The sequence below is a fragment of the Mesorhizobium sp. B1-1-8 genome (assembly GCF_006442795.2).
In the GTDB taxonomy this organism is placed as follows: Bacteria; Pseudomonadota; Alphaproteobacteria; order Rhizobiales; family Rhizobiaceae; genus Mesorhizobium.
In genome coordinates, this window is record NZ_CP083956.1 from 2873760 (window position 1) to 2888516 (window position 14757).

Here is a 14757-nt window from a genome sequence, read left to right on the forward strand (position 1 = left end):
GCCTGCAGCCATGGTCGCGCCGCACCTGCGGCGTGTCGCAAACAGGCGGTAGCCGGGTCACTGTCCTCTGCATATTGTGCGCCCATTAAACGGGCGCCAATTTGCCCGCTTGTCACTTGGAGTCGAGGGCAATGGCAGAGTTTCCGAAAAAGGCGAAGGTCGTCATCGTCGGTCTGGGCGGTATCGTCGGCGCATCCGTCGCCCATCATCTGATCGAGCGTGGCTGGGACGACATCGTCGGCATCGACAAATCGGGCATCCCGACCGATATCGGCTCGACCGCGCATGCCTCGGATTTCTGCTACACGACCAGCCATGACTTTCTGTCCTGCTGGACGACGCTTTACTCCATCGATTTCTACGAGAAGATGGGCCACTACGCCCGCATCGGCGGCCTCGAGGTCGCCCGCGTGGGCGATGATGGCCGCATGGCCGAGATCAAGCGCAAGATCGCCTCGGCGAAATCCTTCGGCACCCGCGCGCGCCTGATCGAGCCGGCCGAGATCAAGCAAAAATTCCCGCTGATCGAGGAGCACCTGGTGCAAGGCGGCCTGTGGGATCCGGATGCGGGCCTTGTCATCCCCCGCTCGCAGACGGTGGCTGGCAAGCTGGTCGACCAGGGTGTCGCCTCCGGCAAGCTCCAGGCGTTCGCGAACACCTCTGCCAAGTCGCTCATCATCGAGGGCGGCCGTATCAAGGGCGTGGTGACCGAGCGCGGCACGATCGAAGCCGACTATGTGGTCGTCTGCACCGGTATCTGGGGACGTTTGACCGCAGCACTGGTCGGCGAGGACCTGCCGGTCATGCCGATCGACCATCCGCTCACTTTCTTCGGCCCCTACAACGAGTTCGCCGGCACCGGCAAGGAGATCGGCTGGCCGCTGCTGCGCGATCAGGGCAATTCGGCCTATATGCGCGACACCGGCGATCCGAAGACCGCCGAGGGCGGGCAGATCGAATGGGGCTATTACGAGGAAACCAATCCGCGCCTTTGCCATCCGCGCGACCTGCTGGAAAAGGACCAGGCGCGGCTTTCGCCGTCGCAGCGCGACCTCGACATGGAGCAGATCATGGCGCCGCTGGAGCGTGCCATGGAGCTGACGCCGATCCTCGGCGAGCTCGGCTACAATGAAGGCCATTCCTTCAACGGGCTGCTGCAGGTGACCACGGACGGCGGACCCTCCATGGGCGAAAGCCAGAAGGTGAGGGGGCTGTGGTATGCCGTCGCCATCTGGGTCAAGGACGGCCCCGGCATGGGCAAGCTGATCGCCGACTGGATGACCGACGGCCGCACAGCGATCGACCATCACGCCATCGACTATGCGCGCTTTTATCCGCACCAGATGCAGGAGCAGTTCATCTGGGACCGCTGCACCGAAACGGCGATGAAGGTCTACAATCCGGCGGTGCATCCGCGCGAGCCTTTCTCCAAGGGCCGCAACATCCGCCGCTCGCCGTTCTGGGAGCGCGAGAAGGAGCTCGGCGGCTATTTCATGGAGCTGGGCGGCTGGGAACGCGCGCATGGCTACGCCGCCAACGAGCATCTGCTGGAAAAATATGGCAACCGGGTGCCGGTGCGTGAAGACGAATGGGACAACCGCCATTTCTGGCGCGTGTCGAATGCCGAGCACCTGGCCATGAGCGAGGATTGCGGCATCGTCAACCTGTCGCATTTCTCCATGTATGACGTCGAGGGACCCGACCATGTCGCGCTGCTGGAGTGGCTGTGCGCGGCCAAGATCGGCGGCGACAACAACATCGGCAAGGGCATCTACACTCACTTCCTCGACGAGGAAGGCATGGTGCGCGCCGACTTTACCGTCATCCGCATGGCCGATCGCTGCCGGGTTATCGACGGCGCCGACGCCGGCCCGCGCGACTTCCGCTACATGCAGCGCACCGCGCAGGACAAGAGTTTTGATGTCACTATCACCGACGTGACAGAGAAATACGTCACCATCGGCATCTGGGGACCGAATGCGCGCACGACCCTGCAGAAGGTGGTCGAGGATCCAAACGGGCTGACGCCTGAGAATTTCCCCTTCGCTGCGATCAAGCCGATCCGGATCGGCGGCAGGGACGTCACCGCGTTCCGCATCTCCTATGTCGGCGAGCAGGGCTGGGAACTGCATATGCGCTACGAGGACGGCCTTGCCGTCTGGGACGCGCTGCGCTCGACCGGAGTCATGCCGTTCGGCGTCGAGACCTATGCCAACACGCGCCGCATGGAAAAGAGCCTGCGGCTGCAGAACGCCGATCTTCTCACCGAGTACAACCTGCTCGAAGCCGACCTTGCCCGCCCGAAGGTCAAGGAAAACGATTTCTGCGGCAAGGCCAAACATTTGGAATATCGCGCCCGCGAGCACCAGCCGGCGATGCTGTGCACGCTGGTGATGACCGACAACAAGGACTCGAAGGGCGTCGCGCGCTATCCGGTCGGCACCATGCCGGTGCTGGATCCGGCGACCGGCGGGACACTGGTCGACGAACTCGGCCGCCGTTCCTTCACCACCTCGGTCGCCTATGGTCCGACCATCGGCAAGAACATCGCGCTCGCCTATCTGCCCTGGGCCTACTGCCAGGAGGGCCGCAAGCTCAATGTGGAGTATTTCGGCGAAACCTATCCGGTCGAGGTGGCAAGCGTCGGCTACAAGCCGCTCTACGACCCGGAGAACCTGAAGCCGAGAAGCTGAGGCTCCACGTGTTCGCAGAAGGCCTGGTTTGCTCCGGGCCTTTTTACTTTTTCCGGCGGCGATTTTCACTTACCCTTCCGTGATGTCCGCTTCCGGCCGTGCAGGTCCTTGGCTTTCGGGCGCCGCCGCGTTGGCGATGCTGTTTGGCCTGACCACAGCATCGGCCGCCGCCGAGCCGGTCGATGTCGAACTGGTGCTGGCGGTCGATGTTTCGCTCTCGATGTCGCCGGCTGAGCTGGAGATCCAGCGCCATGGCTATGCGGCGGCGCTGACGCACGACAACGTGCTCAAGGCCATCGCCGACGGCACCTATGGCAAGATAGCGGTCACCTATGTCGAATGGGCCGGCACTAGATGGCAGCGGGTCATCGTGCCGTGGACGGTGATCGCCAATCGCGCCGATGCCGAAAGGGTGGTCGCGCAGCTCAACGCCCGTGCGCCGGACAGCGCCCGGCGCACGTCGATCTCCGGCGCGCTGACCTTCGGCAGCGACCTGTTCGCCGAGAGCGGCTTTCAGGGAACCAAGCGCGTCATCGATGTTTCGGGCGATGGGCCCAACAACCAAGGTCCGCCGGTCAACCTGACGCGCGACGAGGTGGTCAGGCAAGGCATCACCATCAACGGGCTGCCGTTGATGACGCGGGGTGGCTTCAGCGGCGCCTTCGACGTCGACAATCTCGACCGCTATTACAGCGATTGCGTGATCGGCGGACCCGGCGCCTTCATGATCCCGGTCAACGACTGGACACAGTTTCCCGAAGCCATCCGCCGCAAGCTGGTGCTGGAACTTGCCGGTCCGGCGTCGCGACAATGGGCTGCGGAAGAGATGGCTCACCCGCCGGTCGTCCGGACCGATGACAGGCCGCCCGCTGATTGCCTGGCTGGCGAGAAGATGTGGCGCAACCGCGGCTGGGGCATGCCGTGACGGATCGAGAAGCCGCTCCTCCGAAAACCGGTTCCCACTTTTCGGGATCATGCTCCAGTTTGGATCATGGCCGAGTGCGGCGTCAGCTTCATTGACAAGCCTTTTGGCGTCTGTGAGACAATTCTGTCTCACCACACAAAAGGGGAACCACAATGAAAAGAACCACCATTTTCGCGGCGGCGCTAACGGCCGTTGCGGCGTTGTCCGCGCCGGCCATGGCCGCCACGTCGCTCACCATCGGCATCAGCGGCTGGACCGGCTTCGCGCCGCTGACTTTGGCCAAGCAGGCCGGCCTCTTCGAGAAGCACGGCCTCGACGTCACGCTGAAGAAGGTGCCGCAGGCCAGCCGTCCGCTCGCCATCGCTAGCGGTGACCTGCAATGCGCGGCGACCACGGTCGAGACGTGGATGGTGTGGAACGCCAGCGGCGTCACCACCAAGCAAATTTTCCAGCTCGACAAATCCTATGGCGCGGACGGCATCGTCGTGCGCAACGACATCAAGACCGTCGCCGACCTCAAGGGCAAGACCGTGGCTTCCTCGGCGCCCGGCACCTCGCCCTATTTCCTGCTTGCCTGGGTGCTCAACAAGAACGGCATGACGACCAAGGACGTCACCGTCGTCAACCTGGAGCCGGACGCCGCCGCACAGGCCTTCCTTGCCGGCCAGAACGATGCTGCCGTCACCTATGAGCCCTTCATCTCGGCTGTGCGCGGCAAGGCCGACCAGGGCCATATCCTGGTGACCACGCTTGATTATCCGATGGTGCTGGACACCGTCGGCTGCACGCCGGACTTCCTCAAGGCCAATCCCGATGCCGCCAAAGCGCTGGCCGACAGCTATTTCGACGCGCTCGACATGATCAAGAAGGATCCGCAGAAATCCTACGAGATCATGGGCGCCGACGTGAAGCAATCGGCCAAGGAATTCGAGGATTCCGCCAAGTACCTGAAATGGGCCGACAAGGCCGAGAACAAGCAGTTCTTCACCAAGGAGTTCCAGGATTTCTCCAAGACCGCGGGCGAACTGCTGCTGCAGATGGGACTGATCAAGCAAGCGCCTGATGTCACCACGCTGGCCGACACCAGCGCGGTGGCCAACTGATCGCGGATCGTCCCGTCGACGGCGGCGATAACACGCCGCCGTCCTTCCTCCTCAAGGACCGTTCCTGATGCCGCGCCCCTTGCATCCCGTCCCGCCGGGCACGCGAACCGTGCTCGGCATTTCCTTCTTCGTGCTGTTCGTCTGCTTCTGGGCGTGGATCACGCTGGGCGGTCACGTCAACCGCATCTTCCTCGCCGATCCGCTGTCGATGGTGAAGGACGGCCGGCGGCTGCTGGTCGAGGACCGTTTCTGGCTGGATATACTGATCACCATCTGGCGGGTCTTCGGCGGCTTCGTGCTGGCCTCGGTCATAGCCGTGCCGATCGGCATCGCCATGGGCGCCTGGAAGCCGGTGGAGGCTTTTCTCGAGCCGTTCGTGTCCTTTGCCCGCTATCTGCCGGCCTCCGCCTTCATCCCGCTGCTCATCCTGTGGGCTGGCATCGGCGAACTGGAAAAGCTTCTGGTGATCTTCGTCGGCTCGGTCTTCCAGATCATCCTGATCGTCGCGGTCAAGGTCGGCAGCACCAGGCGCGACCTGGTCGAAGCCGCCTATACGCTCGGGGCAACCGACAACGGCATTGTCAAACGGGTGATCATGCCGGCCAATGCGCCGGAGATCGCCGAGACGCTGCGGCTGGTGCTCGGCTGGGCCTGGACCTATGTCATCGTCGCCGAGCTGATCGGCTCGTCTTCGGGCATCGGCTACATGATCATCAACAGCCAGTCGCGGCTGGCGACCGGGCAGATCATTTTCGGCATCATCGTGATCGGGCTGATCGGACTGTTGTCCGACTTCGCCTTCAAGGCGCTCAACCGCTGGCTCTATCCGTGGAGCCTGGCGTGAGCAAGCTTGTAATCGAAGGCGTTTCGCGGACCTTCGCCGGGGTGCGCGGCGGCAGCCCGGTCCAGGCGCTGCAGCCGGTCGACCTCGCCGTCGAGGCCAATGATTTCATCACCATCCTCGGGCCTTCCGGCTGCGGAAAATCGACGCTGCTGAGGATCGTCGCCGGGCTGGAGGCGCCGAGCCAGGGCCGCGTGCTGCTCGACGGCAAGGCCGTCATCCGGCCAGGTCCGGACCGCGGCATGGTCTTCCAGTCCTATACGCTGTTTCCGTGGCTGACGGTGGCCGAAAACATCGCCTTCGGCTTGCGTGAGCGCCGCATGCCGGAGCGCGAGCGCAACGAGATCGTGGCTTCCTATGTCGATCTCGTCGGGCTCAAAGGTTTCGAGAACCACTGGCCGAAGCAGCTTTCCGGCGGCATGCAGCAGCGCACGGCGATCGCGCGCGCTCTCGCCAACGATCCGGAAATCCTGTTGCTCGACGAGCCGTTCGGCGCGCTCGACAACCAGACCCGCGGACTGATGCAGGAATTGCTGCTCGGCATCTGGGAGCGGCGCAAGAAGACGGTGCTGTTCGTCACCCACGATATCGAGGAGGCGATCTTCATGGCCTCGCGCGTGATCGTGATGACGGCGCGGCCGGGCCGCATCAAGTCGGACGTGCCGGTCGAGCTGCCGCATCCGCGCCACTACACGCTGAAGACCAGCCCGGAGTTCTCGGCGCTCAAGGCGCAACTGACTGAAGACATCCGCATCGAGGCGATGCGCACGGCGCAGGGGCAGCCCGCCTAGGATTCGACGACGCTTATCGGCTCAAGCCGCCAGCAGCTGCTTGCGGTCGACGCGCTCCTGCTGCGGCGAGCGGGCGTAAAGCTCACGGTAGCACTTCGAGAAATGCGAGGCCGAGACGAAGCCGCAGGCCACCGCCACCTCGACCACCGGCATAGACGACTGGATCAAGAGATGCCGGGCACGGTCGAGACGGATCTCCAGATAATAGCGGGCAGGCGAGCGGCCCATCTCGGTGCGGAACAGGCGCTCGATCTGCCGGCGCGACAGGTCGACATGGTCGGCGATCTCAATCAGCGACAGCGGCTCGGAAAGGTTGGCTTCCATCAGCTCGATGATGGTCAGCACCTTGGAATTCTGGACGCCGAGGCGGGCGCGCAGCGGCAGGCGCTGGCGGTCGGTCGGGCTGCGGACGCGGTCGGTCAGCACCTGCTCGCAGACGCGGTTGACGAGGCTTTCGTCGAAATCGTCGCCGATCAGCTTCAGCATCATGTCGAGCGCAGCGGTGCCGCCGGCGCAGGTGTAGACATTCTGGTCGATCTCGTAGAGATCGGCAAAGACGTTGGCCTTCGGGTAGGCTTCGGAGAAGCCCGGCAGGTTTTCCCAATGGATGGCGCAGCGCTTGTTGGAGAGCAGCCCGGCGGCAGCCAGGATATGCGCGCCGGTGCATAGACCGCCGACGGCAACGCCGCGATTATATTCCTCGCGCAGCCAGGCGAAGGCCGACCTGTTCTGATAGCGCTCGACATTGATGCCGCTGCAGACGATGGCCATGTTGGGCCGGTCCGGCCCGGCCATCTTCTTGCGCTCTTCCTCCAGCGAGGTGTTGACGGCGCATTCGACACCGTTCGAGGCGCGCACCGGCTTGCCGTCGATGCTGGCCAGACGCCAGCGATAGGCCTCGTAGCCGAGCATCCGGTTGGCCGAGCGCAGCGGGTCGAGCGCCGTGGCAAAGGCGATCATGGTGAAATCGGGGACGAGGAAGAATACAAACGATCTTTTGATCGGATGCTTTACGGCATTCACGGGGGAACCTCACGCGGCCATGACGCGAACAGAATGTCGCGAACAGCATAGCGACATCAGGAAAAATCATTCCTGTCAATCGGGTAGGCGGCTAAGTGAAGACTAAATTTGCGACATGGGTCGCAAATGGGCAATTCTGCCCGTAAAGTGAGTGCAATTGGCTGAGCGCGAAAATGAAAACGCCGCCTCGGCGAAACCGGGCGGCGTTGCACGCAATTCAGTGGAACGGCATCAAATGCCGTCGGCAAGCGGCTGGCTCAGGCAACAAAGCCGAGACGGGCAGCAGCCATGGCGCCGGTCTGGCCGGGCATGGTGTTGGCGAGGCGCTGACGCTCGAGAGCGGTCGTCAGGTTCATTTCGCGGCGGGTGAACAGGCGGGCAAAAAGCTTCATTGTCATCTCCATTCGGTTGCTCAGACGGGTCGCCTTCGCTTGATGGAGTGGGGCAGCTCGTTTGCTGACGTGGATATAGGCTTGCTTCAGCAGAAACTAAATCGCAAAAACGAAGCGCTTGATATGAAAAGCGACATGGATTGCGACGTCCTTGGGCAGCTTGCCCGAAATTTGTGATTATCTACAATGACTTAATCTGAAAATTAACCCGCTATGCAGCTTGTTCATATGCGTCATGCAGCGGCGGCATGGCTCTAAAAACTCGTTTGATCACAAACGAAAGGCCTGCCGAGCTGACGCGGCAGGCCTTCAGTCCCGAATGCACACTTTGTTACTTCGCTCCGGCCCAGCTTCCAACGCCGAGGCGCGTACCGGTCTTGGCATCGGCGGCTTCCGGCCAGCCGATATCCTTCTGCAGTTCGATCGGCAGCGCATGGATGGCGCGTTCGGTCTGGTAGCGGGCGCGAGCCGCGCTGAATTCGGTCGCGAGCCGACCGATGGATGACAGGATAGACATTCTCTTTCTCCTCGATTCGGGCAGGGAGGCGCCCGGCAATGCGTTACGTCAGTTCTGTTTCAGCTTCATTTCACGTCGATTGCAGGTTTGTGTCGTGTGGTTTCATGGCTGCTTTTGGCAGCATCCTTAATCGACCGAGTTGACTATGCGCCCGGAGTGATGTTCAATCAAACGAAATGGAATGATCGTTTGCATCAGAAAAATTGAAGGCAAGCTCCGATGAACGCCCCGCTCAATCACCCCTTGCCGCTGCTCGATCTCGACGTGTTGCGCACCTTCGTGGCGATCGCCGAGACCGGCAGCTTCACCACCGCCGCCAATGCGGTGTTCCGCACGCCGTCGGCCGTCTCCATGCAGATCAAGAAGCTGGAGGATATTCTCGGCCGCTCGGTCTTTGCGCGCGACGCGCGTTCGGTGACGTTGACCACGGATGGCGAAATGCTGCTTGGCTATGCGCGCCGGCTGCTTTCGATCAATCGCGAAGTGGTGTCGAAGTTCATCATTCCCGACATTGTCGGCGTGGTGCGGCTGGGCTCGCCTGACGACTATGGCGAGCGTGTGCTGCCGCATGTCCTCAAGCGCTTCGCGCAGTCGCATCCTTCGATCGCCGTCGATGTCACCATCGACCAGAGCAGCAATCTGCGCCGGCGTATGGACGACCGGGCGCTCGACATCACGCTGCTGACCAATTCCTACAAGACCAGCGCACTGGGCGCCGAGGTGCTGCTCACCGAGCCGATCGTCTGGGCCGGCGCTAAGGGCGGCTGTGCGCATCTGCGCGAACCGCTGCCGGTATCGCTGTGGGAGGAGGGCTGCGCCTGGCGGGCCGGGGCGCTGGAAGCGCTCGGCCGCGAGGGCCGCAACTACCGCATTGCCTATATGAGCGCCCACACGGCCGGCCAGCGCGCCGCGATCATGGCCGATCTCGCGGTCGCGCCGCTGCCGAAATCGTTCCTCGGCGACGATATGGTCGAGCTTTGCCCGAAGGACGGCATGCCCGACATCGGCACCTACAATCTCGCCATGGTGGTGGCGCCGGACGCCAGCGCGCCGGTGAAGGCGGTCGCCGACCACATCAGGGCGACGTTCGAACTGTTCCGGGAAACCGGAAAATTCTGACGGGCGTCATGGACCGGGTTTCGGTGCTCAGCGACGGTTGACCGAAATGATTGACGAGCTTGGCTGGTCGGACACGCCAGTCATTGGGCGAACTTGCCGCTTCCGATGTCGAGCAGTGGGCAGACCTGATCGAACTCAGGGACGATATCAACTACCAGCCGGACCTGAGCGAGGAAATCGTGGCGGCGATTTTCGTGCTTGCCAATCCGCTCATCAACGGAACTCTCGACAAAACCCTGGCCGTCGAATTGACCGTCTCCCTTTCAGCCTGACTGTACGCTTCACCCTTGAGGAACGATGCGATGCGTTCACGCGCGCGCCGCGCCTCCGGCATGTCGATCAGCGGCCAGACATGGAACATGCCTTCCTCGTAAACGACCTCCATCTCGACGCCCGCGGCGCGGGCCTTTTCGGCAAAGATCAAATTGTCGGGGCTGAGCAGGTCGCGCGAGCCGGTGAGCAGCAATGTCTTCGGCAGCACCGAGAGATCGCCATAGAGCGGGCTGATGCGCCAATCGGCGCGATCGATGCCGGCACTGTAGAGCCGGATCGCCTCCATGCCGCCCGGAATGCCGAGCCAGGGATCGTTGCGCTCCGCCTCGAACACCTCCGGATTGGAAAGCGACATGTCGAGCCCAGGCGAGATCAGCACGTGGCGCGACGGCGAAGGCAGGCCTTCCTCGGCCGCCATCATGGTGAGCACGACCGCCATGGTGCCGCCGGCGGAATCGCCCATGAAAATGATGTCCCCGGCGTCGGTCTCGCTGAGCATGCGCCGGTAAACGTCGCCGACCATGCCGAACATGGCGTGGAAATCATGTTCCGGCGCAATCGGGTAGATCGGCACCGTGACGCCGAAGCCCAGTCGCTCCGCCATCTCGGCGATCAGCACCCAGTGATAGGAGGAGATCTCGAAGACGAAGGCGCCGCCATGCAGATAGAGGATGCGCCGCTGCTCGCCAGGCTTGGGTGCGATTTCATAGACGGGAAAGCCGTCGACGCTGCTTTCGGTGATGTCCAGCCGCGCCTTGAGCAACGCCGGCGGATGATGGTCCTCTGTCTTGCGGGCATAGGCGATCCAGCGCTGCAGGTTTTCAGGACTGGAAAAGGCCTTCTTGCGGCTGTGCCTGAGGATGAACGAGACGACGTGGCTTTTCAAACTGGGCATGTGAATACACGAACTTCGGCGGAGCCGACTAACCCCCCGCACTCCGAAGATTGTGCCTCAGTTAAAAATGTCAAGGTTTTCCACGGGCACATCGGCGTGAAGCCGGCGGCGCTCAGCGCCGTGCCGGCAGCAGCGCGGCGCGCAGCTTGTTGTCAGCGGCCGCCTTGGCCACACGCTGGCCCCGGCGCTTGCCGAGCAGTTTGCATTTGTCGGCGAAACTCATCAGCGCGGCGTTCCCAAGAGCAGCGCGGCAAGCGTTGCCTGCGGGTCGACGGGCGGCGAAGCCGGCCAACCGATATCCTTCTGGACATGCGCCGGCAGGCTGTTGAGCGCACGAACCGCCCTGTCCCTGGCGTGGGCCTGCCGGATGGACACACCGAAGCGGCCGAGATTTTCGAACATCGACATTTTTATCTCCTTTGAAGAGCAGCGGCGGCCAAAGGGCTATCCTCCGCCGCCGTTCGATGTCCGTTAAATGCTTCACGTATGTATCGGATGGATTTCGCGAAATGAGCGTTTCGGTTTCCGGATGGCGTGAATCCGGAAACATTTGCATACAAATGAAATGGAAAGAGCGAGTCCGCCTGGAGCGTTTCACCGTTTCACGGAAACGGCGAACCGCTCTATCTCTTTGTTTTTACGCAATTCCGGACGGAAGGCTACGGCGAAGTCGCCGAGCCTAACCGTGCCAGACTTTTCCTGGAATTGCTCTAAGGCCGGCTATTCCCGGCCGCGCCTTGCAGCGCGCTCTTCGCGCGAGCGGCGGCGCGGGGTGGCGTCGCCGGCGCTGCCGTCCTCGCTTATCGCCTTGCGCGGCGGCAGCTTCACCGCGGCCGCCAGTTTCGGGAACGGGTCGACCTTGTTCGGCAGCGCCATGGCGTAGACGAAGTGCTCCTGGAATTTCGGCTCCAGCGCCGTCTCGATCTTCTCGATCCGGCTGACCGTCTCCTCGATCTCGCGGCGATAGCCGCGATTGAGGAGCGCCATGCGGGCGCCGGCGCCGGCGGCATTGCCGACCGCCGAGACCTTGTCGAGGTCGCAGTCCGGGATCAGCCCCAGCACCATGGCGTATTTCGGATCGATGAAGGAGCCGAAGGCGCCGGCGAAATGGATGCGGTCGACATGATCGGTGTGCTGCTTTTCCATCAACAGCTTGGTGCCGGCGTAAAGCGCTGCCTTGGCGAGCTGGATGGCGCGCACGTCGTTCTGGGTGATGGTGATCTTCGGCTCGCCGTCCTTCAGCACATAGGAGAAGGTGCGGCCATTGGCGACGATGCGCGGCGAGCGCGCGCCGAGCGAACCGTCGACGACGCCGTCTTCCGAAATGATGCCGGCGAGATACATCTCGGCCACCACCTCGATGATGCCCGAGCCGCAAATGCCGGTGACGCCGGTCGCCTGCACGCTGTCGGCGAAACCGGGCTGATCGGACCACAGCTCCGAGCCGATGACGCGGTAGCGCGGCTCCAACGTGTCAGGATCGATGCGCACGCGCTCGATGGCGCCGGGCGCGGCGCGCTGGCCGCCGGAGATTTCCGCACCTTCGAAGGCCGGTCCGGTGGGGGAGGAGGCGGCCACCACGCGCGCGCTATTGCCGAGCACGATTTCGGCATTGGTGCCGACATCGACGATCAGCATCATCTCTTCCTGACGATGCGGGCCTTCCGACAGGGTCACGGCGGCGGCATCGGCGCCGACATGGCCGGCGATGCAAGGCAGCATATAGAGGCGGGCGCCCTGGTTCAGCTTCAGGCCGATATCGGAAGCCTTGATGCGCACGGCGCCCGAGACGGCGAGCGCGAACGGCGCACCGCCAAGCTCCGTCGGATCGATGCCGAGGAACAGGTGATGCATGATCGGATTGCCGACGAAGACGGAATCCAGGATGTCGTTGCGCTGCACATTGCCTTCGGCGCAAACCTTGTCGACGAGGCCGGAAACGGCCTCGCGCACGGCGACCGTCATGCCCTCGCGGCCATCCGGGTTCATCATCACGTAGGAGACGCGGCTCATCAGATCCTCGCCGAAGCGGATCTGCGGATTGGACGTGCCGGACGAGGCGGCGACGCGGCCCGACAGCAGCGACACCAGATGCATGGCGATGGTGGTCGAGCCGATATCGCAGGCGAGCCCGTAGGCCTCATTCTTGAGGCCGGGCCAGAGCGCGATGACACGCGCGATATCGCTGTCGGCATCCTTGTGGATGGCGGCGGTGGCGGTCCAGTTGCCCTTGCGCAGGATGGCCTGCACCTGCGGCAGCAAATAGAAATCGAATTCGAGGCTCTTGAAGCCCCAATCCTTCATCAGCGCGATCTTCAGCCGATCGAGATCGCCGAGCGGCTTGTGCATGTCGGGTTCTTCGATCTCGACATAGCACATGCGGATCGCCGTATCGCGGGCGATTACCCTGGTGTCGGCGTCCTTACGGATAGTCTGGGCGTTGATGACTGTGTCCTGCGGCACGTCGACGACGAGGTCGCCGAGGATCTGCGCCGAGCAGGAGAGGCGCCGCCGCTCGGGCAGGCCGCGCACGCGCTCGTAGCGCTCCTCCTTGGCGCCCTTGGGCGAGATGTGGTCGTTGGAGGAAACGATCTTGTGCTTGGCGAAATTGCCTTCCTGCACCTCGATCTGGCAGCGCCCGCAGGTGGCGCGGCCGCCGCAGACGCTTTCGACATAGACGCCGAGCTGGCGCGCGGCGTCGAGCACCGGTGTGCCGATCGGAAACCGCCCGCGCTTGCCGGACGGCATGAACAGCACGAGCGGATCGGTGATGTTGGGCGGCGGGTTCATGCTGGTACTGGTCTCGATGGCAATTGCCGATGCCGTTTAACGGATCGTTTTACTGTTGGGTGGAGTGTACGTTGGTCCAGAGGCCAATCATGTCGGATCTCCTCCTGTCCGCGATATTCACGACTTTCACCATGGTCCGCCTGCTGCGAGGCCCATGGCTGCGAAATCCGCAATATCTGGCATCCGGCATCGTCGGGGCGATTGTCGGTATCTTGCTGCTGCACGGATTCTGGCCAGGATTCGACGATGACTTCATCGTCGGCGGCGTGACCGGCATTTTCGGGTCGTGGGCGGGAATGGCGCTGTTCGACACCTTCGTGGGCATGGCCTGATCGCAAAGCAGAGCTGTCCGACCGCATTAACGATGCGATCGGTTCAACGTGGTTTGCCATGCGGCTCACGATTGCGCGCTTACCCCCGGGCCATCCGGGCTTCACGGCCGCCGCGACGACGTCCGCCATTGTTGGCGCCTTCGCCAGGAGTGGTCACCGGCGTCGGCGCGGCAACGGCCTGGCCGCCTTCGGCCGGCTTGTAGTCCTTGTAGGTGCGGATCCAGTTGGTGCAGTTCTCATCGGTGCCGTTGAGCACATTGGCGCCGCGCACGGCTTCCATTTCCTGCGGCCGCACCGGGTTCATGATGGCGCTCGTCATGCCGGCGCCGATCACCATCGGGATGAAGGCTGCGTTGATGCCATGACGATGCGGCAGGCCGAAGGAGATGTTGGAGAGGCCGCAGGTGGTGTTGACCTTGAGTTCCTCACGCAGCCGCCGCAGCAGCGCGAACACCTGGCGGCCGGCATCGCCCAGCGCGCCGATCGGCATCACCAGCGGGTCGACGACGACGTCATGGGCGGGAATGCCGAAATCGGCGCAGCGCTGCACGATCTTCTTGGCGACGGCGAAGCGAACATCCGGATCCATCGAAATGCCGGTCTCGTCATTGGAGATGGCGACCACCGGAACGTTATATTTCTTGATCAGCGGCAGGATGGCTTCGAGTTTTTCTTCCTCGCCGGTGACGGAGTTGACCAGCGGGCGGCCCTTGGCGACCTTCAGCGCCGCCTCGATCGCCGCGGTCACCGAGGAGTCGATCGACAGCGGCAGGTCGACGAGACCCTGCACGATCTCCAGCGTCTGCACCAGCAGCGCCGGTTCGGTGGCGTTGGGGTCGACGGCGGTGACGCCGGCATTGACGTCGAGCATGGTGGCGCCGCAGGCGGCCTGCTCGAGCGCGTCCTTGATGACGGTCTCGAAATTGCCGGCGACCATTTCGGCGGCCAGCTTCTTGCGGCCGGTCGGGTTGATGCGCTCGCCGATCACGCAGAAGGGCTGGTCGAAGCCGATGATGATTTCACGGGTTGCCGAGGCGACGATGGTGCGGGTCATGGATCTCTC

The 14757-nt window shown here is 63.1% G+C and carries 14 protein-coding genes; 7 read left to right on the forward strand and 7 right to left on the reverse strand.

What is annotated here, in order from left to right; all coding sequences use genetic code 11:
• The first annotated feature begins 131 nt into the window (after nucleotides 1-131).
• The 5 genes from FJ974_RS13960 to FJ974_RS13980 all read left to right on the forward strand — a co-directional run bounded on the left by FJ974_RS13960 (nucleotide 132) and on the right by FJ974_RS13980 (nucleotide 6353).
• A complete protein-coding gene (locus tag FJ974_RS13960; RefSeq protein WP_140530805.1) occupies nucleotides 132-2693 on the forward strand; it encodes a GcvT family protein in 2562 nt (853 codons plus the stop codon).
• Between the two features lie 82 nt (nucleotides 2694-2775).
• On the forward strand, nucleotides 2776-3618 hold the full coding sequence (locus FJ974_RS13965; RefSeq protein ID WP_140530808.1) for a DUF1194 domain-containing protein: 843 nt from the start codon (nucleotides 2776-2778) through the stop codon (nucleotides 3616-3618).
• A gap of 152 nt (nucleotides 3619-3770) precedes the next feature.
• Nucleotides 3771-4721, forward strand: coding sequence for an ABC transporter substrate-binding protein (locus FJ974_RS13970; RefSeq protein WP_140530812.1), 951 nt, complete (start codon nucleotides 3771-3773; stop codon nucleotides 4719-4721).
• A gap of 67 nt (nucleotides 4722-4788) precedes the next feature.
• Nucleotides 4789-5565 carry an ABC transporter permease gene (locus FJ974_RS13975; RefSeq protein WP_140530815.1) on the forward strand — a complete coding sequence of 259 codons (777 nt, stop codon included), beginning with the start codon at nucleotides 4789-4791 and terminating at the stop codon, nucleotides 5563-5565.
• Entirely contained in the window at nucleotides 5562-6353 is a 792-nt protein-coding gene (locus FJ974_RS13980) for an ABC transporter ATP-binding protein (protein ID WP_140530818.1), read from the forward strand. The genes FJ974_RS13975 and FJ974_RS13980 overlap by 4 nt, the downstream gene beginning before the upstream one ends.
• A 21-nt stretch (nucleotides 6354-6374) precedes the next feature.
• Here FJ974_RS13980 and FJ974_RS13985 read toward each other — a convergent pair whose 3' ends face one another.
• From FJ974_RS13985 to FJ974_RS13990, 3 genes are all read right to left on the reverse strand, one after another.
• Nucleotides 6375-7313, reverse strand: a complete 939-nt coding sequence (locus tag FJ974_RS13985) for a GlxA family transcriptional regulator (protein WP_413468355.1) — start codon at nucleotides 7311-7313, stop codon at nucleotides 6375-6377.
• A gap of 320 nt (nucleotides 7314-7633) precedes the next feature.
• Nucleotides 7634-7768, reverse strand: a complete 135-nt coding sequence (locus FJ974_RS30175) for a hypothetical protein (RefSeq protein ID WP_080512035.1) — start codon at nucleotides 7766-7768, stop codon at nucleotides 7634-7636.
• 331 nt (nucleotides 7769-8099) lie between these two features.
• Nucleotides 8100-8285: a hypothetical protein gene (locus FJ974_RS13990; protein ID WP_140530824.1), complete on the reverse strand. Its 186-nt coding sequence runs from the start codon at nucleotides 8283-8285 to the stop codon at nucleotides 8100-8102.
• A gap of 219 nt (nucleotides 8286-8504) precedes the next feature.
• Between FJ974_RS13990 and FJ974_RS13995 the strand changes: the two genes are divergently transcribed.
• Nucleotides 8505-9404: a LysR substrate-binding domain-containing protein gene (locus tag FJ974_RS13995; protein WP_140530827.1), complete on the forward strand. Its 900-nt coding sequence runs from the start codon at nucleotides 8505-8507 to the stop codon at nucleotides 9402-9404.
• A 151-nt stretch (nucleotides 9405-9555) separates the two neighbouring features.
• Here FJ974_RS13995 and FJ974_RS14000 read toward each other — a convergent pair whose 3' ends face one another.
• From FJ974_RS14000 to FJ974_RS14010, 3 genes are all read right to left on the reverse strand, one after another.
• The gene (locus tag FJ974_RS14000) at nucleotides 9556-10572 is read right to left on the reverse strand and encodes an alpha/beta hydrolase (RefSeq protein ID WP_140530830.1); all 1017 of its coding nucleotides are present in this window, start codon (nucleotides 10570-10572) and stop codon (nucleotides 9556-9558) included.
• A 222-nt stretch (nucleotides 10573-10794) separates the two neighbouring features.
• Entirely contained in the window at nucleotides 10795-10980 is a 186-nt protein-coding gene (locus FJ974_RS14005) for a hypothetical protein (RefSeq protein WP_140530833.1), read from the reverse strand.
• 312 nt (nucleotides 10981-11292) lie between these two features.
• Entirely contained in the window at nucleotides 11293-13362 is a 2070-nt protein-coding gene (locus FJ974_RS14010; RefSeq protein WP_140530836.1) for an ASKHA domain-containing protein, read from the reverse strand.
• An 89-nt stretch (nucleotides 13363-13451) separates the two neighbouring features.
• Here FJ974_RS14010 and FJ974_RS14015 point away from each other — a divergent pair, with 89 nt between their 5' ends.
• Complete coding sequence (locus FJ974_RS14015) at nucleotides 13452-13694, forward strand: hypothetical protein (protein WP_226891256.1); 243 nt, start codon at nucleotides 13452-13454, stop codon at nucleotides 13692-13694.
• 79 nt (nucleotides 13695-13773) lie between these two features.
• Here FJ974_RS14015 and FJ974_RS14020 read toward each other — a convergent pair whose 3' ends face one another.
• A complete protein-coding gene (locus tag FJ974_RS14020) occupies nucleotides 13774-14748 on the reverse strand; it encodes a methyltetrahydrofolate cobalamin methyltransferase (RefSeq protein ID WP_140530842.1) in 975 nt (324 codons plus the stop codon).
• Between the last annotated feature and the right edge of the window lie 9 nt (nucleotides 14749-14757).

Coding starts and splice junctions, on each gene's coding strand:
- FJ974_RS14000 (WP_140530830.1), bottom strand. CDS start 10,572: ATGCCCAGTTTGAAAAGCCACGTCGTCTCGTTCATCCTCAGGCACAGC.
- FJ974_RS13995 (WP_140530827.1), top strand. CDS start 8,505: ATGAACGCCCCGCTCAATCACCCCTTGCCGCTGCTCGATCTCGACGTG.
- FJ974_RS14015 (WP_226891256.1), top strand. CDS start 13,452: ATGTCGGATCTCCTCCTGTCCGCGATATTCACGACTTTCACCATGGTC.
- FJ974_RS13975 (WP_140530815.1), top strand. CDS start 4,789: ATGCCGCGCCCCTTGCATCCCGTCCCGCCGGGCACGCGAACCGTGCTC.
- FJ974_RS30175 (WP_080512035.1), bottom strand. CDS start 7,768: ATGAAGCTTTTTGCCCGCCTGTTCACCCGCCGCGAAATGAACCTGACG.
- FJ974_RS13965 (WP_140530808.1), top strand. CDS start 2,776: ATGTCCGCTTCCGGCCGTGCAGGTCCTTGGCTTTCGGGCGCCGCCGCG.
- FJ974_RS13985 (WP_413468355.1), bottom strand. CDS start 7,313: ATGATCGCCTTTGCCACGGCGCTCGACCCGCTGCGCTCGGCCAACCGG.
- FJ974_RS14005 (WP_140530833.1), bottom strand. CDS start 10,980: ATGTCGATGTTCGAAAATCTCGGCCGCTTCGGTGTGTCCATCCGGCAG.
- FJ974_RS14010 (WP_140530836.1), bottom strand. CDS start 13,362: ATGAACCCGCCGCCCAACATCACCGATCCGCTCGTGCTGTTCATGCCG.
- FJ974_RS13990 (WP_140530824.1), bottom strand. CDS start 8,285: ATGTCTATCCTGTCATCCATCGGTCGGCTCGCGACCGAATTCAGCGCG.
- FJ974_RS14020 (WP_140530842.1), bottom strand. CDS start 14,748: ATGACCCGCACCATCGTCGCCTCGGCAACCCGTGAAATCATCATCGGC.
- FJ974_RS13960 (WP_140530805.1), top strand. CDS start 132: ATGGCAGAGTTTCCGAAAAAGGCGAAGGTCGTCATCGTCGGTCTGGGC.
- FJ974_RS13970 (WP_140530812.1), top strand. CDS start 3,771: ATGAAAAGAACCACCATTTTCGCGGCGGCGCTAACGGCCGTTGCGGCG.